Here is a 19,457-nt window from a genome sequence, read left to right on the forward strand (position 1 = left end):
TCAACCTCTGTTTCACGGCGTTGTGGGGGCCGCCCCCAATGAACGAACCCCGCCGCCGCGTGCTGCTTCCGGCCCGCCGCTGAAGGCTGCGACCAGTTTTTCCAGGACCGGCGAGAAGCCGCCGTCCATGGGGACGATCGCCTCCGAGGAGGGCAGTTCCGGTGTTCGGTGGCAGGCCGTTGCATGTCCGATGCCATCCGCGACGAGCCAAGGCATTTCGCTGCGGCAGCGATCGACGACATAAGGGCAGCGGGTGTGGAAGCGGCATCCCGGCGGCGGATTGATCGCGCTGGGGATCTCTCCCTGCAGCACAATCCGGCTGCTCTTTGCCCGCGGTTTAGGCACAGGGATCGCGGACAGCAGCGCCCGGCTGTAGGGATGGCGCGGCGCGGCGAACAGCGTGTCCGCCTCCGCGGTCTCGACGATCTGGCCGAGATTCATCACCGCCACGTAGTCGGCGATGTGCTTGACCACGGCGAGGTCATGCGAAACGAAAATGTAGGCGAGGCCGAGCCGGTCCTGCAGCTCGCTCAGCAAATTCAGGATCTGCGAGCGGATCGAGACGTCGAGCGCCGAGACCGGCTCGTCGCAGATGATCAGCTTCGGCTCGACCGCGAGTGCGCGCGCGATGGCGATGCGCTGGCGCTGACCGCCGGAGAATTCATGCGGATAGCGCCGCGCCAGCCGCGGCTCGAGCCCGACCAGCCGCAGCAGCTCGGAAACGCGCTCAGATCGGCGCGGCGCCGGAACGAGATCGTGCAGCGCCAGCGGCTCGGTCAGGATCTGCCCGACCGTCATGCGCGGATTGAGCGAGGCGTAGGGATCCTGGAAGATGATCTGGGCTTCACGCCGGAAGGAGCGCAAGCCGTTGGCGTCGAGCGAGAGCAGGTCCCGGCCGTCGAAGCGGACCGCGCCCGCATCCGGCTCGATCAGCCGCAGCACCAGACGGCTGACGGTGGACTTGCCGCATCCGGATTCGCCGACGAGGGCCAGCGTCTTGCCGGTGTCGAGCGAGAACGAAACGCCATCGACGGCCTTGACGTGCGCCAATGCGCGGCCGAACAGCGAGCGCTCGGCGACGAAATGCTTGACCAGCCCTTCGACCTCGAGCAGGGCCATCACGACACCAGGAGTTCGAGCGGCGCGCGGATGCAGCGCGAGAGGTGACCGGGGCCGACTTCCAGCAGCGGCGGCGACGTCTTCGTGCAGGCGTCCAGCACGAAGGGACAGCGCGCGGCGAACCGGCAACCGGCGGGTGGCTGCGCCATGTTCGGGACCATGCCTTCGATCGTCGCAAGCTGTTCGGCCCGATGGTCGAGCCGGGGGATCGAGCCGAGCAGACCGACGGTGTAGGGATGCTGGGGCGCCGAGAACAGCTCGTCCACCGGCGCGCGCTCGACGATCTCGCCGGCATACATCACCGCGACCTCGTCGCAGACCTCGGCGACGACCCCGAGATCGTGGGTGATCAGGATGATCGCGGCGCCGCTCGCGGCTTTCAGCTCGCGCATCAGCTCCAGGATCTGGGCCTGCAGGGTGACGTCGAGCGCGGTCGTCGGCTCGTCGGCGATGAGCAGGCGCGGATCGCAGGCCAGCGCCATCGCGATCATCACGCGTTGGCGCATGCCGCCGGAGAGCTTGTGCGGATACTCGTCGATGCGCCGCTCGGGCGACGGGATGTGGACGCGGCGCAGCAGCTCGATCGCGCGCTCGCGCGCGCTTCTTTGCGAGCCGCCACGATGGCGCAGGATCGCCTCGATGATCTGGTCGCCAATGGTGAAGCTCGGGTTGAGCGAGGTCATCGGCTCCTGGAAGATCATCGCCAGCCGAATGCCGCGCAGATCGCGCAGCGTCTGGTCCGGGGTCTTCAGCAGGTCGAAACCGTCGAAGCGGATCGCGCCCGATATTTCCGCGCTCTGCTTCGGCAAGAGGCCCATGATGGCCAGCGACGTCACGCTCTTGCCGCAACCGGATTCGCCGACGAGGCCGAGCGTGGCGCCATTGGCGACGCTGAGATCGACGCCGTCGACGGCGTGGGTGATACGGCCGTCGTCGCCGTGAAAACGGATGCGCAGATCCCGGATCTCGATGAGCGGGCTCGTGCTCATGACTGCCTTGCCCGGGCGGCGGCGATGCTGGCCTCGATGACGCTGCGATCGGTGCTGCCGGCCGGGTTCTGCCGAGTCGGCATGGAGGCGCGGAAGTGCACCCAGAGCTCGTGGCTGACACGCTCGAGCCGCTCGAGCTCGCCCAGCGGGTCGGGATGATCGTCGGCGCGAATGTCGAGCGCCGGCCATTCCTCTTCGCCGTGGATCAGCAGCGCGGCGGACTGCTTGCCGCGCTTGTCCCCGCCCGCGGCTTCACCTGCGCGCATCGCCGCGAGCAGGCGGCGCGGGAAGGGCAGGCTGTCATTGGCGATGTAGGTCTTTGCCGTCTCGTCGAGCACGTCGGCGCAGGCGAGCATGTTGCCGGCGATCGAGAAGCCGCTGCCCGCGATGTGGCCGCACCAGTCGATGCAATCACGCCCGGTATGCGCGGCGATCTCGCCGCTGGCATCCATGATGTGGATCTGGCGGCTTTCGCGGCCCTCGTCGCTCGCGAGCAGAGTGGCGAGCACGTCATGCGCGTTCAAACCTTCGCGCAGCAGCTTGACGCCGTCGATGCCGTAATAGGGGTTGACGAAGGCCTGCGTTGCGATGGCGCCGAGCCCTGCGGGAATGTACGGAACCCGCGCGCCGACGGCGAAGAAGCGGGTCGCGACCGCAATGCCAAACTGGCCGGTGGCAGGGTCTCGCGCGATGATCGACCAGGTCATGGGCTGCCTTCAACGTCCTGCGGCGTAGCCTTGCATGCCGCGCGGATTGGCGGCGGCACGGCGACGCACGCCGACGCGCGAGGCCGCGGTGAGGCGGCCTTCCGACCAGTCGGGACCGACCTCGACGATATGACCGCGCTCGCGCAAATTCTCGATCGTCGCCTTCGGCACGCGGTTCTCGACCACGAGCACGCCGGGGCGCGCGGTGCGCGGCCAGAACGAGATCGGGAAGTGCTCGGAGTGCCAGGCCGGCGCGTCGATTGCCTCCTGGAGGTTCAGATTGCAATGAACGTGGCGCAGGAAGAATTGCGTGATCCACTGATCCTGCTGGTCGCCGCCGGGCGAGCCCCAGGCGAGATACGGCTCGCCGTCGCGCAATGCCATGGTCGGCGACAGCGTGGTGCGCGGCCGCTTGCCCGGAGCGAGCGCGGCGGGATGACCTTCCTCCAGCCAGAACATCTGGGCGCGGCTGCCGAGGCAAAAGCCGAGCTCGGGAATGATCGGCGAGGATTGCAGCCATCCGCCCGACGGCGTCGAGGACACCATGTTGCCGGCCTTGTCGATGATGTCGAAATGCACGGTGTCGCCGCGCACCTCGCCGAAGCGGCCCACCGTCGGTTCGCCGGCACCGAGCGCGCCGACGGCCTCGCGCTGGCCCTCGGCGCGACGCAGCTTCACCTCGCCGCCAAAGCCTTCGACCGAGCCGGGGAGAAGATCGAGCGAAGCCTTGTCGGTGATGAGCTTGCGCCGCTCGTCATTGTAGGCATCCGACAACAGCGTTTCGATCGGAATCTCGTTGAACTTGGGATCGCCGTAGAATTTTTCGCGGTCAGCGAAGGCGAGCTTGGCGCATTCGATCTGGAGATGGATGAACTCCGGTCCGGTCGGATCGAGCCCGTCGAGCGCAAAGCCCTTGAGTAGCGCAAGTTGCTGGAGCGTGACGGGGCCCTGGCTCCAGACGCCGGCCTTGCAGACGGTGTACCGGCCATAGTCGTAGGTGAGCGGTGCCTCGACCGTCGGCTGCCAGCGCGCCATGTCGTCGGCGGAAAGGACGCCGCGGTGCGGGGAGCCGCTGACGTCCATCACCTCCTGCGTCCGGCAGAACTTGTCGATGGCCTCAGCGACGAAGCCTTGCGACCAGGCTTTGCGCGCGCGCTCGATTTCGGCGTCGCGGCCACCCCCGCCGCTCTCGGCTTCGCTGAGGATGCGGGCGTAGGTTGCGGCCAGCGTCTTGTTGGTGAAGAGCGTGCCGGGCTTCGGCACTTCGCCCTTTGGAAGATACACCGCAGCCGAGGTCGGCCAATGCTTGCGGAACAGCTGCTCGACGGTCTGGATCGTGGCGCAGGCGCGTTCGACCAGCGGATAGCCGTCGCGGGCGTAGGAGATCGCGGGCTCCAGCACGTCGCGCACGCGCATCGTGCCGTAGTCGCGCAGCAGCATCATCCAGGATTCGAAAGTGCCGGGAACGCAGGCCGCCAGCAGGCCGGTGCCGGGCACCATGTCGAGACCTTCGCTTCTATAGTGCGCGATGGTCGCGTGTGCGGGTGCCGGGCCCTGACCGCAGATCACCTCGGTGCGGCCGCGCTTCACGTCATGCACGATGATGGGGACATCGCCGCCGGGACCGTTCAGATGCGGCTCGACCACCTGGAGCGTGAAAGCGGTGGCGACGCCGGCATCGAAGGCATTGCCGCCCTTCTCCAGAATGGCCATGCCCACGGCGGTCGCGATCCAGTGCGTGGTGGCAACGACCCCGAACGTGCCTTCGATTTCGGGCCTCGTCGTGAATGGATCGGGATTGATATTGCTGCCCATGGACTTCACCACCTTATTTCCGGCGCGCGCAATTGATCACAGGGCCACGCCGCCGCCAAATGCGCAGGCTGCATGGCACGCGCGCGTCACGCCGGGACCGGCGCGGTGTTGACGGCGTGGCAGGCGACCCCGTCGATCAGTTCCGGAGTCTCCTTGCGGCAGAGATCGAACGCGAGCGGACAGCGTGGATTGAAGGCGCAGCCGGAGGGCGGATTGATCGGGTTCGGGATCTCGCCTTTGACCGGAATGCGCTGGCGGCCGCTCATGGCAAGATCAGGCACCGCGCCCAGCAGCATTTTGGTGTAGGGCATGCGCGGGCGGGTGAACAACTCGCGTCCTTCCGCGATCTCGACGATGCGGCCGAGGTACATCACGCCGACCCGGCTCGCCATGTGGCGGACCACGGCGAGGTTGTGGCTGATGAACATGTAGGTCAAGCCGAACTTGTCTTGGAGGTCGCGCATCAGGTTCAGGATCTGCGCCTGCACCGAGACGTCGAGCGCGGAGGTCGGCTCGTCGCACACGATGAACTCGGCATCGGAGGCGAGCGCGCGCGCGATCGCGATACGCTGGCGCTGGCCGCCGGAAAACTCATGCGGAAACTTCAGGCGGTCGTCGGGATGCAGGCCGACAAGGCTGAGCAACTCGCCGACGCGGGCCTGGATGTCACGCTCGCCCTGGATCAAGTCGAAGGCACGGATCGGCTCGGAGATGATGGCATCCACGCGGAAGCGCGGGTTCAGGCTTGCATAGGGATCTTGGAAGATCATCTGAATGCGGCGACGCAGCTTGCGCCGCGCCGGCGCCTGCCGCGGATCGGTCATCGAGACGCCGTCGATCAGGACATCGCCGGAACTCGGCGGCAGGAGGCCGACGACCATCCGAGCCACCGTGGTCTTGCCGGAGCCGGACTCGCCGACCAGAGCAAACGTCTCGCCCTTTTTGATGTCGAAGGTGACCCCATCCACCGCCTTGAGGTATTCGAGGTGGCCGCCTTCGAGCAAGCGGTTGAGCCAGGGCTTTGAGACGTCGAAAACGCGGCGCAGATTTGTGGCCTGGACGAAGGGAACGCTCATGCCGCGCTCTCCGCCGGCACATTGTCGTAGAGATGGCAGGCGACCGATTGCGCGCCGCGTGGCAGCGGCTCCGGCCGATCGACCCGGCACCGATCGAAGGCGAAGGCGCAACGCGGGTTGAACGAACAGCCTGGCGGGATCGCCGACAGGCGCGGCATCGAGCCCGGGATCTGCACCAGGCGCTTGTCCTCGCCGGCCAGCGTTGGGATCGCCCCCATCAGGCCCTTGGCGTAGGGATGCAGCGGGTTTCTCACGACGTCCTGCACCGGGCCGATCTCGGCGATGCGGCCTGCATACATCACCGCGACGCGGTCGGAGGTTTCCGCGATCACGCCCATGTCGTGGGTCACCAGCATCACTGCGGTGCCGTGGTCGCGTCCGAGCCGCTTGATCAGCGCGATGATCTGCGCCTGCACGGAAACGTCGAGCGCGGTGGTCGGCTCGTCCGCGATGATCAGCTCGGGCTCGGCGCAGATTGCCAGCGCAATCACCACACGCTGGCGCATGCCGCCGGAGAATTCGTGGGGATAGCCGTCGATCCGCTTTTCGGGTGCGGGAATGCCGACCTCGGCGAGCAGGTCGATAGCGCGGCGTCGCGCCGCCCGCTCCGACAGATTGAGGTGGGTCCGGATCGTCTCCACGATCTGGTCGCCGACCTTGTACAGCGGATTGAGCGAGGTGAGCGGGTCTTGGAAGATCATGCCGATCCGCTTGCCCCTGATGCGGCGCATCTCCTCCGCTGGCAGATTGTCAATGCGCAGGCCGGCGAGACGGATCTCGCCGCCGGCAATGCGGCCGGGCGGATCGATCAGGCCGATCACGGAGAGGCCGGTGACGGACTTGCCGGCGCCGGACTCGCCGACGACGCCGAGCACCTCGCCCTTGGCGATGTCGAAGGAGACATCGTCGATGGCGCGCAGCGTGCCGCGGCGGGAGGCGAACTCCACCTGGAGGTTGCGCACGGAGAGAACGGGTTCGATCATGGGCGAGGCGTACTCATCGAAGCTTCGGGTTGAGCGCGTCGCGCAGCCAGTCGCCGAGCAGGTTGATCGAGAGGATCAATGCGGCGAGCGCAAGGCCGGGGAAGGCGACGATCCACCATTCGCCGGCGAACAGATAATTGTTGCCGATGCGGATCAGTGTGCCGAGAGATGGCATTGTGTCAGGCAGGCCGACGCCGAGGAAGGAGAGCGTCGCCTCGGTGATGATGGCGAGCGCGAGGTTGATCGTGGCGATGACCAGGATCGGACCCATCGTGTTCGGCAGCACATGCCGCAGCATGATCTTCGGCGCAGGCAGGCCGATCAGCTGCGCGGCAGCCACATAGTCCTTGTTCTTCTCGACCATCACGGAGCCGCGCACGGTCCGCGCGTACCCCACCCAGAAGCTCAGGCCGATCGAGATCACCAGCACGACAAGCATGCTGGTGGCATCGAGCCGGTTGCCGAGGATCGACTTCGCGATGCCGTTGACCAGCAGCGCAATCAGGATGGCGGGGAAGGTGAGTTGCACGTCGGCGATCCGCATGATCACGCCGTCGATCGCGCCGCCGAAATAGCCGGCGATCAGGCCGAGCCCGATGCCGAGCGCGCCGGCGAAGATCACGCCGGCGACGCCGACGGCGAGCGAGATGCGCATGCCATAGAGAATGGCAGAGAACACATCGCGACCCTGCTCGTCGGTGCCGAGCAGGAACGGGCTCTGACCGTCGGCGGTCCACAGCGGCGAGATCCGCGAATTCATCAATTGCAGCTGCGCCGGATCGAACGGGTTCTGCACCGCAAGCGCGGATGCAAAGATCGCCAGCAGAAAGAACACGACCGTGATGGCCGCCGCCACCATGGTGAGCTTGGAGCGCCGGAACGAATAGAAGAGATCGCTGCCGAGCGCGCGGCTGAACCAGCTCTGGGCGGCATGCGTCGGCTGCGCGCCCTGCTTGTCGGAATTGGAGACGGCTGCGTCGGACATGCAGGCTGCCTTATGCGGCGCGACCGACGGTCGAGCGCAGGCGCGGATCGACCACGGTATAGAGAATGTCGACCACCAGATTGATGGTGACGAAGATCAGCGAGACCATCAGCAGGTAGGCGGCCATGATCGGGATATCGACATTTTGCACGGCCTGGACGAACAGAAGTCCCATGCCCGGCCACTGGAACACGGTTTCGGTGATGATGGAAAATGCAATAACCGAGCCAAACTGAAGTCCGGCCACCGTGATCACCGGAATCAGCGTGTTCTTGAGCGCGTGGCCGAAATGGATGGCACGGGTGGTCAGTCCCCGGGCACGTGCGAAGCGAATATAGTCGGTCCGCAGCACTTCCAGCATCTCCGCGCGCACCAGCCGCATGATCAGGGTCATCTGGAACAGGCCGAGCGTGATCGAGGGCATGATCAGTGCCTTCAGTCCGGAGAGTGTGAGCAGGCCCGTCGTCCACCAGCCGAGCTTGACCACCTCGCCGCGGCCGAACGAGGGCAACCAGCCCAACGTCACCGCGAACAGGTAGATCAGGAGAATGCCGATCAGGAAGGTTGGCAGCGAGATGCCGATCAGTGAGACCGCCTGGAATAATTTGGCCAGCACGGTGTCGCGTTTGAGCGCCGAATAGACGCCCATCAGGATGCCGAACACCATCGCGAAGACGGTTGCGCAGATCGCAAGCTCCAGTGTCGCGGGCATACGCTCCATTAACAGCGCCGAGACCGGCTGGCGAAACTGGTAGGAAACGCCGAACTTGAATTGCGCGGCATCGGCGAAATAGCGCGCGAACTGCACCGGCACGGGATCGTCGAGGCCGAGCGATTTGCGCACGATCGCGCGCTCGGCCGCCGAGGTATCGATCGAGACGATCTGGTTGACGGGGTCGCCGGCGAAGCGGAACATCGAGAACGCGATGATGCCGACGGCGAACATGACGCCGATGGCCTGAACGGCGCGGCGAAGAGTGAAAGCGAGCATGCCTTCCACCGTCCTTGGGTGTGCGTGCGGCCGACATCTCTGTCAGCCGGAAAAGGAATGGTCCCGGGCGCCTCACGCGGCCGGGACCTTGTGTTCGACGGACGCTATTCCTTCTTGGTTGCCCAGTGGAACATGACGAGATTGTCGGCGCGCTGCGGCAGGTTGACCTTCTTCGATACGCCCCAGGCCAGCGCCTGTTGGTGCAGCGGGATGTAGGACCAGTCCTTGTTGCCGATCTCATAGGCCTGCTTGATCAGCTGGTTGCGCTTGGCGGTGTCGGTTTCGACCAGCACCTTGTCGGTGATGGCGTCGAACTCCTTGTTGCAGTAGCCGCCGAGATTGGCCTCGCCGCGCGAGGATTTCGCATCGTCGCGGCAGCCCATGATGTCGTAGAGCACGTTGTGGGAATCCATGGTGCTCGGCGTCCAACCCAGCAGGTAAAACGAGGTCTGGTAGCCGCCCTGCTTGAGCACCTTGGCGAAGTACTGCGCCTTCGGCTGCGCCAGCAGATTGATCTTGACGCCGATGCGGGCGAGCATGCCGACGACGGCCTGGCAGATCGCGGCGTCGTTGACGTAACGATCGTTCGGGCAGTCCATGGTGACCTCGAAACCGTCGGGGTAACCGGCCTCGGTCAGGAGCTTCTTGGCGCCGTCAGGATCGAATTTCGGCCGCGTGAAATCCTTGGAGAGTGCGAACAATTCAGGCGCGATCATCAGAGCCGACGGCGTCGACAGGCCTCGCATCACGCGCGTCTTGATCAGCTCGATGTCGATGGCCTTGTAGAACGCTTCGCGCACGCGGGCATCCTTGAAGGGGTTCTTGCCCTTGATGTTGGAGTAGAGCAGCTCGTCCCGAGTCTGGTCGAAGCCGATGAAGATCGTGCGCAGCTCCGGCCCCTTCAGCACCTGGGCATTCGGGCTGGAATCGACGCGGGAGATGTCCTGGATCGGTACCGGCTCGATGACGTCGACTTCGCCCGAGAGCAGCGCGGCGACGCGGGTGGCGTCGGAAGCAATCGGGGTGAAGATGATCTCCTTCAAGTTGCCTTCGACCTTGCCCCAGTAGTTGGGGTTGGCCTTGAAAACCGTCTTCACGCCGGGCTGATGACTTTCGATGATGAAGGGGCCGGTGCCATTCTCGTGCAGCGAGGCGTAGCTCGGCGTGGTCGCCGCCACCGGCGTCGGATCGACGACGTTGTTCTGCTCGGCCCATTTCTTGTCCATGATGTACCAGACATCCCACGAGTTATGCAGGATGGGATTGGGCGAGGGCAGGATGAAATCGACGGTGTAATCGTCGACCTTGACCACCTTGACGTCGGGCGCAAGGCGGGTCTGCATGTTGGACCCCTTCTTGCGGACGCGGTCGGCCGAGAACAGCACGTCGTCGGCGGTGAATGGATCGCCGTTGTGGAATTTCACGCCCTTGCGCAAATGGAAGCGCCAGCGGGTCGGCTCCGGCGTTTCCCAGCTTTCCGCCAGTGCCGGAATGATCTTGAGATCCTTGTCGCGCGCGGTGAGGCCCTGATAGACGTGGCCCAGATGGGCGTGGGTGGTGCTCTCGTTCAGGGTGTAGGGATCGAGCGACTTCAGGTCGCCCTGGTTGGCATAACGTAGCGTCTGGCTTGACGCCGGCGCGATTGCCAACGCAAGCGTACCGGCGAGCGTCGCCGCAAACAGACTTTGACCGATTGACATTCTTGACCCTCTCCGCACTGCCACGCCGGTGATTTTTGATTGTTCGGCGGGGTTGACTGATCCATGTTGCCCAGAGTTCTCGACCCGTGCAAGCGCCATTCCAGCAAGGAACGCGCCAAGTTGCACCGCTGTGCAGCAATGCTGACCGTGTTGCCAGGCATGGAGGACCGTGCCTTCCGACTTTGGTTGACCATGCCGACTGATTGTAGGACGGGGCATGTCCGGCCGGCATCAGGTCGCTTGCGTTGCACCACAACTCGCGGCGATACTCCGACAGGCCGCTCGAATCTCATCTGGAGGGGACATGAAGGTTAACATCGAAATTGACTGCACCCCCCTCGAGGCCCGCCAGTTCTTCGGTCTGCCGGACGTGGCGCCGATGCAGACGGCGGTGATGGACAAGTTGCAGCAGCAGGTCCTCAGCAACATCGACAAGGTCTCGCCGGAATCCCTGATCCAGAGCTGGTTCACTTTCGATCCCAAGATCGCCGAGCGGTTTCAGGACATGTTCGTCGCGATGGCCGGCCTCGGCGGCAGCCGCGGCGGCGACAAGAAAAAATAGTGTCGACCGGACCGGACGGGGCGCTGGAATCGGGCCGGCTTCGTCCGCCAGGTCTCGGCCTGCTGCTGGCCGAAGCCCGTGGACTGTTCGAATTGAATGCAAGCCTGCTGCTGTCGCCGCTCCTGATGCGCGCGCCGAGGGGCGACGGCCATCCGGTGCTGGCGCTGCCGGGGTTTCTCGCCAGCGACCTCTCGATGGCGCCGATGCGGCACTACCTCAGCGAGCTCGGTTATGAGGCACATGCCTGGCGGATGGGCCGCAATCTCGGCGGGCTCGGGCGGATGCGGGATTCGCTGCGCACTCGCTTGTCCGAAATCCATGGCGCGAGCGGACGCAAGGTCAGCCTGGTCGGATGGAGCCTCGGCGGCGTCTATGCCCGCGATCTCGCGCTTTGGGCACCCGACAAGATCCGTTACGTCATCACGCTCGGCAGCCCCTTTGCGAACGACGTGCGGGCGACCAACGCGACGCGGCTTTACGAATCGCTGTCCGGCGAGCGGGTGGAGGATTTTGTCAAAGCGCGCGAGGCGATTGCCGGCGATCTGCCGGTGCCGACGACCTCGATCTATTCGCGCGCCGACGGTATGGTGAACTGGCGGACCTGTCTGCTTCGTCCCTCCGCGCGTGCCGAGAACATCGAGGTGCACCTGGCGAGCCATATCGGGCTCGGGGTCAACCCCGCGGCGCTGTGGGCCGTGGCGGATCGCCTGGCGCAACCGGAGGGGGAATTCCGGCCATTTGACCGGGCAGGGCCGTTTGCCATTGCATATGCCCCGCCGGAACAGGCAGTATCCGCCTGACGAGAAGCGCCGCCTAAGGCGCCCGTCAAATCTTGCGGGAGGGAGCCATGGCAGACGGGAAGAAGCTGTCGTCGCTGGACGCGTCGTTTCTTTATCTGGAAACGCCCGAAATGCCGATGCATGTCGGCAGCATGGCGATCTTTCGCCTGCCCGACGATTACAGGGGCGACTTCTTCGAAGACTTCAAGGCGATGATCGTCTCGCGCCTGCACATCGCGCCGATCCTTAAGGCACGGCTGGAGAAGGCGCCGCTCGACATCGATCACCCCTCCTGGGTCGAGGATGATCAGTTCGACATCGACCGTCACATTTTTCGCGCCAGCCTGCCGCAACCGCGCGACCGCGCCACGCTGGAGCGCATCGTCGGCTGGATGCATGCCAAGCTCCTGAACCGCGCCCGCCCGCTCTGGGAGTTCTACGTCTTCGAGGGCATGAAGGACAACGAGGTCGGGCTCTATTCGAAGATGCACCACGCAGCGATCGACGGCGGCGCCGGGGCTGCGCTGACCAACATGATCTACGACATCTCGCCGATCCCGCGGAAGGTCGATCCGCCCACGGCTGGAAGCAAGCCCGGACAGGAGCCGCGCGACATCGCCGCGAACCTGCTCGATTCCTATCAGCAGCTGTTCAGCCAGCCGCTCGATGCCTCGGCGGCGGCGAAGAACCTGCAATTGCCGCGCACCGGCAAGAGCGACATCGGCTCGATCCTGTTCGACAATGCGATGTACCAGATCGAGAGCGCGGTGCGCTTCGCCGGCAACATCCCGGCCGTGCTCAAGAGCGTGTCCGATGTGCTCGGCAAGATCGCCGATCCGAAGTCGCGCGAGAGTCTCGCCAGCATGGTCTCGCCGGCGACCATGCTCAACAAGACCATCTCCTCGGAGCGGAGCTTCGCCGGCGTGTCGATCCCGCTGTCCCGGGCGAAGGCTCTGGCCAAGCAGGCCGGCGGCAAGCTCAACGACGTCGTGCTGGCGCTGGCGTCCGGCGTGGTCCGGCGCTATCTCCTGCGATATGGCACGCTGCCGGCGAAATCCCTGACTGCCGCCGTGCCGATCTCGCTGCGCGAGGAAGGCAACACCGAGGCCAACAACCAGGTGTTCGGCATGATCTGCGCGATCGCGACCAACATCGAGGATCCCAAGGCACGGCTGGAGGCCATCATCGCGCAATCGACCAGGTCCAAGGAGATGTCGCATCCCTTGCGCGCCCTGATGCCACAGGTCTCCAACATCTCGATGCTAGGCGCGCCGATCATGGTGCAGATCCTGGCGCTGCTCTACAGCCGCTCGAATCTCTCCGACGTGCTGCCGCCGGCTGCCAACATCACGGTGTCCAACGTGCCCGGGCCGCGGCAGACGCTCTATGCCGCCGGCGCTGAGCTGTTGCACATCTTCCCGGTGTCGATCTCGACGCATGGGCAGGCGCTGAACATCACCGTGCAGAGCTACCGCGACCAGCTCGATTTCGGCTTCATCGTCGGGGCCAACATCATTCCGCATGTGCAGGTGATGTGCGATATGCTGCCGGAGGAGTTTGCCGCGCTGGAGGCGGCGTATGCGCCGCCGGCCGCCGACATCAAGGGCGCGGCGGAATAGGAAGCCACGATGATTGAAATGCCGCCGCTCAAGTTCGCGCAGACGAACGGAATCCGCATGGGCTATTACGAGGCAGGCCCGGCCAATGACAAGCCGCCGGTCGTGCTGTGTCACGGCTGGCCCGAGCTTGCCTTCTCCTGGCGTCACCAGATCAAGGCGCTGAGCGAGGCCGGCATCCGGGTGATTGCCCCGGACCAGCGCGGCTATGGCGCGACCGATCGGCCCGAGCCGGTCGAAGCCTATGACATGGAGCATTTGACCGGCGATCTCGTCGGTCTGCTCGATCACCTGAACATCGACAAGGCGATCTTCGTCGGCCATGACTGGGGTGGCTTCGTGGTCTGGCAGATGCCGCTGCGGCATCCCACGCGCGTCGCAGGCGTCGTCGGCGTCAACACGCCGCATTGGGATCGTATGCCGATCGACCCGATCGCGCTGTTCCGCCAGCGTTACGGCGACCAGATGTACATCGTCCAATTCCAGGATCCCGCGCGGGAGCCGGACAGGATCTTCGGCAGCCGCGTCGAGCAGACCTTCGACGCTTTCATGCGCAAGCCGCTGGCAAAGCCAGCGGCGAAACCGGACGAGCCGCCGATCGCGGGTGTCGGCGCTTCGTCGAAGACCAATCTGGCCTTCCCGCAGATGATCGCGGCGTACGACGCCAACGTCGATCCGCGCACGCCGATCCTGTCGGCGGAGGAGAAGAAAGTGTTCGTCGACACGTTCACGAAAACCGGCTTCACCGGCGGCATCAACTGGTATCGCAATTTTACGCGCAATTGGGAGCGCGCGAAGGGATTGGATCATCACATCCACGGCCCGTCGTTGATGATCATGGCCGAGAACGATGCCGTGCTGCCGCCCTCGGCGGCCGACGGCATGGAGAAGCTGATCGATGACCTCGAGAAGTATCTCGTGAGGGACAGCGGCCATTGGACGCAGCAGGAGAAGCCGGAAGAGGTCAGCGCCAAGCTGATCGAATGGCGTAGAAGGCGGTTTGGCTAGCGCGCGTCATTGCGAACGCGTCATTGCGAGGAGCGAAGCGACGAAGCAATCCAGACTGCCTCCGCGGATATATTTCTGGATTGCTTCGCTTCGCTCGCAATGACGACATTGAGGCAGGGGGGACTACATTTCGATGTTATCCAAGAACCGTCTGGACCCGATCCCGCACCCGCCGACCAAGCCGGTGGTCGGCAACATGCTGTCGCTGGATTCGTCTGCGCCCGTGCAGCACCTGACGCGGCTCGCGAAGGAGCTGGGGCCGATCTTCTGGCTGGACATGATGGGCTCGCCGATTGTCGTCGTCTCCGGCCACGACCTCGTCGACGAGCTCTCCGACGAAAAACGCTTCGACAAGACCGTGCGCGGTGCGCTGCGGCGTGTGCGTGCGGTCGGTGGCGACGGCCTTTTCACGGCTGATACCAACGAGCCGAACTGGAGCAAGGCGCACAACATCCTGCTCCAGCCGTTCGGCAACCGCGCCATGCAGTCCTACCACGCGAGCATGGTCGACATCGCCGAGCAGCTCGTCAACAAATGGGAGCGGCTCAACGCCGATGACGAGATCGACGTCGTCCACGACATGACTGCGCTGACGCTGGATACGATCGGCCTGTGCGGCTTCGACTACCGCTTCAATTCCTTCTATCGGCGCGACTACCATCCGTTCGTCGAGTCGCTCGTGCGCTCGCTCGAAACCATCATGATGACGCGCGGCCTGCCGTTCGAGCAGCTCTGGATGCAGAAGCGCCGCAAGACGCTCGCCGAAGATGTCGCCTTCATGAACAGGATGGTCGACGAGATCATCGCCGAGCGTCGCAAAACTGCGGAGGGCATCGACGACAAGAAGGACATGCTCGCCGCGATGATGACCGGCGTCGACCGCGCGACCGGCGAGCAGCTCGACGACGTCAATATCCGCTACCAGATCAACACGTTCCTGATCGCGGGCCACGAGACCACCAGCGGCCTGTTGTCCTACACGCTCTATGCACTGCTCAAGCATCCGGACATTCTCAAGAAGGCCTATGACGAGGTCGACCGCGTCTTCGGCCCGGATGTTAATGCGAAGCCGTCCTACCAGCAGGTGACGCAGCTCACCTACATCACGCAGATCCTGAAGGAGGCGCTGCGGCTGTGGCCCCCGGCGCCGGCCTACGGCATCTCGCCGCTCCAGGACGAGTCCATCGGCGGCGGCAAGTACAAGCTCAGGAAAGGCACATTCACCACCATCCTGGTGACCGCGCTACATCGCGATCCCTCTGTCTGGGGGCCGAACCCGGACGTCTTCGATCCCGAGAACTTCAGCCGCGAGGCGGAGGCCAAGCGGCCGATCAATGCCTGGAAGCCGTTCGGCAACGGCCAGCGCGCCTGCATCGGCCGCGGCTTTGCGATGCACGAGGCCGCGCTCGCGCTTGGCATGATCCTGCAACGTTTCAAGCTGATCGATCATCAGCGCTACCAGATGCACTTGAAAGAGACGCTGACGATCAAGCCGGAAGGCTTCAAGATCAAGGTGCGTCCGCGCGCCGATCGCGAGCGCGGCGCCTATGGCGGCCCTGTCGCCGCCACGGTTTCGATTCCGAAGGCGCCGCGTCAGCCGACCGCGCGCCCGGGCCACAACACGCCGATGCTGGTGCTCTACGGCTCCAATCTCGGCACGGCCGAAGAGCTGGCGACGCGCATGGCGGACCTCGCCGAGATCAACGGCTTTGCCGTGCATCTCGGGCCGCTCGACGGCTATGTCGGCAAGCTGCCGCAGGAGGGCGGTGTGCTGATCATCTGCGCTTCCTATAACGGGGCGCCGCCCGACAACGCCACGCAGTTCGTCAAATGGCTTGGTGAGGATCTGCCGAAGGACGTCTTTGCCGGTGTACGCTATGCGGTGTTCGGCTGCGGCAACAGCGACTGGGCGGCGACCTATCAATCGGTGCCGCGCTTCATCGACGAGCAATTGTCGAAGCACGGTGCGCGCGCGGTCTATCCGCGCGGCGAGGGCGATGCACGTAGCGATCTCGACGGCCAGTTCCAGAAATGGTTCCCTGCGGCCGCGCAAGTCGCGACCAAGGAGTTTGGCATCGACTGGAATTTCACCCGCACGGCGGAGGACGATCCGCTCTACGCGATCGAGCCGGTGGCGGTGACCGCCGTCAACACCATCGTCGCCCAGGGCGGCGCGGTGGCGATGAAGGTGCTGGTCAATGACGAGCTGCAGAACAAGAGTGGCCCCAATCCGTCGGAGCGCTCGACACGCCACATCGAAGTGAAGTTGCCGTCCAACGTCACCTACCGTGTCGGGGATCATTTGAGCGTGGTTCCGCGCAACGATCCGACGCTGGTGGATTCTGTGGCCCGCCGCTTCGGTTTCCTGCCGGCCGACCAGATCAGGCTGCAAGTGGCCGAGGGACGCCGTGCGCAACTACCCGTGGGCGAGGCGGTGTCGGTCGGCCGCCTGCTCAGCGAGTTTGTCGAGCTGCAGCAGGTCGCGACGCGCAGGCAGATCCAGATCATGGCCGAGCACACCCGCTGCCCTGTCACCAAGCCGAAGCTATTGGCCTTCATCGGCGAGGAGGCCGAGCCGCTCGAACGCCACCGCAGTGAGATATTGGCCAAACGCAAATCGGTGTTCGACCTGCTGCTGGACTATCCAGCCTGCGAACTGCCGTTCCACGTCTATCTCGAAATGCTTTCGCTGCTGGCGCCGCGTTATTACTCGATCTCCTCCTCGCCGTCGGTCGATCCGGCGCGTTGCAGCATCACCGTCGGCGTGGTCGAGGGGCCGGCCGCCTCTGGCCGTGGCGTCTACAAAGGCATTTGCTCGAACTACCTCGCCAATCGACGTGCGGGCGATGTGATCTATGCGACGGTGCGCGAGACCAAGGCGGGCTTCCGGCTGCCCGATGATTCATCCGTGCCGATCATCATGATCGGCCCGGGTACGGGGCTTGCGCCGTTCCGCGGCTTCCTTCAGGAGCGCGCCGCGCGCAAGGCGAAGGGTGCCGTCCTCGGGCCCGCCATGCTGTTCTTCGGCTGTCGCCATCCCGACCAGGATTTTCTTTATGCCGACGAGCTGAAGGCACTGGCGGCAGGCGGCATCGCCGAGCTCTTCACGGCATTCTCGCGTGCGGATGGACCGAAGACCTATGTGCAGCATGTGCTCGCCGCGCAGAAGGACAAGGTCTGGCCGCTGATCGAGCAGGGCGCCATCATCTATGTCTGCGGTGACGGCGGCAGGATGGAGCCCGACGTGAAGGCGGCGCTGGTCGCGATCCAGCGCGAGAAGACCGGCAGCGACACCACCACGGCTGCGCGCTGGATCGAGGAGATGGGCGCGGCCAACCGGTATGTGCTGGATGTCTGGGCAGGTGGGTGACGGCCCGCCCGATCGTGCTAAACGTCTCTCATGATTCCCTGGGAAAAGATCGACACCGCAGAAATCCCCGGCTCTGACGAAAAGCTCCGCCTGATGAGGCGGGGCAAGGAGTTTTCAATCAAGCTCGGCACCAACGAGCTGATGAACAATCGCATGTCGGGCTCCGAAGCCGCGCTGGCGACGCTCGCGGCGAAGCAGATCGAGAAAGTTGCAAGGCCCGTCGTCCTCATCGGCGGCCTCGGCATGGGTTTTACGCTGCGGGCGGCGCTGGCCGTGCTTGGACCTAAGGCGAAGGTCGTGGTCGCCGAGCTCGTGCCCGCGGTCGTCGCCTGGGCGCGGGGCCCGATGGCGGAGGTCTTCGGCGACAGTCTCGATGATGCCAGGCTTAGCATCCTGGAGACCGACGTCGGCGAGATTATCCGGGCAAGGCGGTCCGCCTTCGATGCGGTCCTCCTCGACGTCGACAACGGGCCGGAAGGGCTGACGCGGAAAGGCAACGATGCCCTCTATGATGCGAGCGGATTGAAGGCGGCGAAGAGCGCGCTGCGGCCGGGCGGCGTGCTCGCCGTCTGGTCGTCGGGCCCGAACCCCGCTTTCACCAAGCGGCTCCGTACCGCCGGCTTCGACGTCAACGAGGTCAACGTCCGCGCCACCGGCAGAGGCGGCGGCGCGCGCCACGTGATCTGGATCGCGCGGAAGAACTAAGCCGCTTGCGCCGCCGCGCCGTGCGCATGCTTGTCGATGGCGTCGATGATCTCGGGCCAGAAGCGCATCGCCAGGGCGTGGCCCATGCCTTCGATCATCAACAGCTTGGCATTCGGGATTGACGCCGCCGTGTCCTTGCCGCCCTCGGGATGGACCAGCGGATCGACTGTGCCGTGGATCACCAGCGTCGGCGCCTTCACGCTATGCAGCCGTTCCTTGCGGCTGCCGGACGCCAGCACGGCGCGGAGCTGGCGGCCGACGCCGGCCGGGTTGAGCCCGCGCGCGAACACGCGCTCGGCGCGGCCGGGGTCGAGCGCTTCCTCCTCCGGAAAATGTCCGGCGCGCAGCACTTTCCAGGTCTGGCCGTAGCGGACGATGAACTCCTCCTTGCTGCGCGGTGGCGGGGCCATCAGCATCGCCGCGGCCTCGCGGGTCGGCGGCGGCACGCGCGGATTGCCCGTCGTCGACATGATCGAGGTCAGCGAGCGCACGCGATGCGGAAACGACAGCGCCACCTCCTGCGCGATCATGCCGCCCATGGATGCCCCGACCAGATGCGCCGACTTGATGCCGAGTGCATCCATCAAGCCGACCGTGTCCTTGGCCATATCGATCAGCTTGTAGGTTGCGGCAACGGGAATCCTGAGGAAACGCAGCTTCAGCAGCTCGAGCGGGGTCAGGCGCTTGCCGCCCGTGAGATGGCTCGACTTGCCGATGTCTCTGTTGTCGAAGCGGATCACGCGGAAGCCGCGCGCGGCGAGCTGCTCGCAGAACGCATCGTCCCAATGGATCATCTGCGCCCCGAGCCCCATGATCAGCAGCAGCGGCTCCGCATTGTCGCTGCCGAAGATCTCGTAGCAGATGTCGATGCCATTGGCGCGGACGGTCTGGGGCGACTGATGGGCGATCACGGGCGTGGTCCCTCCTGCTGGTCGATGCTGTATCGCACGGTTTCGTTCCGCAAAGAAGCCGCGTGCGCGACACCGCGCCCGCTGCTTGCCGGTTGACCGGCATCTCGCAACGGTGTGGTATGGCAAGAAAAGAAGGGTGCA

At 65.0% G+C, this 19,457-nt stretch carries 16 protein-coding genes; 6 read left to right on the plus strand and 10 right to left on the minus strand.

Features of this window, described 5'->3' with window-relative positions:
• Positions 1-12: 12 nt before the first annotated feature.
• The 9 genes from EHH60_RS17195 to EHH60_RS17235 all read right to left on the minus strand — a co-directional run bounded on the left by EHH60_RS17195 (position 13) and on the right by EHH60_RS17235 (position 10,365).
• Positions 13-1,119, minus strand: a complete 1,107-nt coding sequence (locus tag EHH60_RS17195) for an ABC transporter ATP-binding protein (protein WP_199751533.1) — start codon at positions 1,117-1,119, stop codon at positions 13-15.
• A complete protein-coding gene (locus EHH60_RS17200; RefSeq protein WP_124160644.1) occupies positions 1,119-2,108 on the minus strand; it encodes an ABC transporter ATP-binding protein in 990 nt (329 codons plus the stop codon). Before EHH60_RS17200 ends, EHH60_RS17195 begins: the two co-directional genes overlap by 1 nt.
• The gene (locus tag EHH60_RS17205) at positions 2,105-2,815 is read right to left on the minus strand and encodes a DUF1028 domain-containing protein (RefSeq protein ID WP_124160645.1); all 711 of its coding nucleotides are present in this window, start codon (positions 2,813-2,815) and stop codon (positions 2,105-2,107) included. The genes EHH60_RS17200 and EHH60_RS17205 overlap by 4 nt, the downstream gene beginning before the upstream one ends.
• Positions 2,816-2,824: 9 nt before the next feature.
• Positions 2,825-4,630, minus strand: a complete 1,806-nt coding sequence (locus tag EHH60_RS17210) for a gamma-glutamyltransferase family protein (RefSeq protein WP_124160646.1) — start codon at positions 4,628-4,630, stop codon at positions 2,825-2,827.
• Between the two features lie 86 nt (positions 4,631-4,716).
• On the minus strand, positions 4,717-5,706 hold the full coding sequence (locus EHH60_RS17215) for an ABC transporter ATP-binding protein (RefSeq protein ID WP_124160647.1): 990 nt from the start codon (positions 5,704-5,706) through the stop codon (positions 4,717-4,719).
• Positions 5,703-6,689, minus strand: a complete 987-nt coding sequence (locus EHH60_RS17220; RefSeq protein WP_124160648.1) for an ABC transporter ATP-binding protein — start codon at positions 6,687-6,689, stop codon at positions 5,703-5,705. Before EHH60_RS17220 ends, EHH60_RS17215 begins: the two co-directional genes overlap by 4 nt.
• A 13-nt stretch (positions 6,690-6,702) precedes the next feature.
• Complete coding sequence (locus EHH60_RS17225) at positions 6,703-7,674, minus strand: ABC transporter permease (protein ID WP_124160649.1); 972 nt, start codon at positions 7,672-7,674, stop codon at positions 6,703-6,705.
• A gap of 10 nt (positions 7,675-7,684) precedes the next feature.
• On the minus strand, positions 7,685-8,665 hold the full coding sequence (locus EHH60_RS17230; RefSeq protein ID WP_124160650.1) for an ABC transporter permease: 981 nt from the start codon (positions 8,663-8,665) through the stop codon (positions 7,685-7,687).
• A gap of 104 nt (positions 8,666-8,769) precedes the next feature.
• Complete coding sequence (locus tag EHH60_RS17235) at positions 8,770-10,365, minus strand: ABC transporter substrate-binding protein (protein WP_124160651.1); 1,596 nt, start codon at positions 10,363-10,365, stop codon at positions 8,770-8,772.
• Between the two features lie 304 nt (positions 10,366-10,669).
• On the opposite strand from EHH60_RS17235, the gene EHH60_RS17240 reads away from it, so the two are divergent.
• The 6 genes from EHH60_RS17240 (at position 10,670) to EHH60_RS17265 (ending at position 18,405) form a co-directional block, all read left to right on the plus strand.
• Positions 10,670-10,927, plus strand: coding sequence for a DUF6489 family protein (locus tag EHH60_RS17240; RefSeq protein WP_124160652.1), 258 nt, complete (start codon positions 10,670-10,672; stop codon positions 10,925-10,927).
• Positions 10,927-11,727 (plus strand): esterase/lipase family protein, encoded by an 801-nt coding sequence (locus EHH60_RS17245; protein WP_124160653.1) that lies wholly within the window; start codon positions 10,927-10,929, stop codon positions 11,725-11,727. The genes EHH60_RS17240 and EHH60_RS17245 overlap by 1 nt, the downstream gene beginning before the upstream one ends.
• 47 nt (positions 11,728-11,774) lie before the next feature.
• Complete coding sequence (locus tag EHH60_RS17250; protein ID WP_124160654.1) at positions 11,775-13,325, plus strand: WS/DGAT/MGAT family O-acyltransferase; 1,551 nt, start codon at positions 11,775-11,777, stop codon at positions 13,323-13,325.
• 9 nt (positions 13,326-13,334) lie between these two features.
• A complete protein-coding gene (locus tag EHH60_RS17255) occupies positions 13,335-14,330 on the plus strand; it encodes an alpha/beta fold hydrolase (protein WP_124160655.1) in 996 nt (331 codons plus the stop codon).
• Between the two features lie 133 nt (positions 14,331-14,463).
• Positions 14,464-17,700, plus strand: a complete 3,237-nt coding sequence (locus tag EHH60_RS17260) for a bifunctional cytochrome P450/NADPH--P450 reductase (protein WP_124160656.1) — start codon at positions 14,464-14,466, stop codon at positions 17,698-17,700.
• A 30-nt stretch (positions 17,701-17,730) separates the two neighbouring features.
• Complete coding sequence (locus EHH60_RS17265) at positions 17,731-18,405, plus strand: spermidine synthase (protein ID WP_124160657.1); 675 nt, start codon at positions 17,731-17,733, stop codon at positions 18,403-18,405.
• On the opposite strand, the gene EHH60_RS17270 is transcribed toward EHH60_RS17265, so the two are convergent.
• Positions 18,402-19,316, minus strand: a complete 915-nt coding sequence (locus EHH60_RS17270) for an alpha/beta fold hydrolase (RefSeq protein ID WP_124160658.1) — start codon at positions 19,314-19,316, stop codon at positions 18,402-18,404. The genes EHH60_RS17265 and EHH60_RS17270 overlap by 4 nt on opposite strands.
• Positions 19,317-19,457: the final 141 nt, after the last annotated feature.

Origin of the sequence: Bradyrhizobium sp. RP6, assembly GCF_003837805.1 — a bacterium.
Taxonomy (GTDB): domain Bacteria; phylum Pseudomonadota; class Alphaproteobacteria; order Rhizobiales; family Xanthobacteraceae; genus Bradyrhizobium.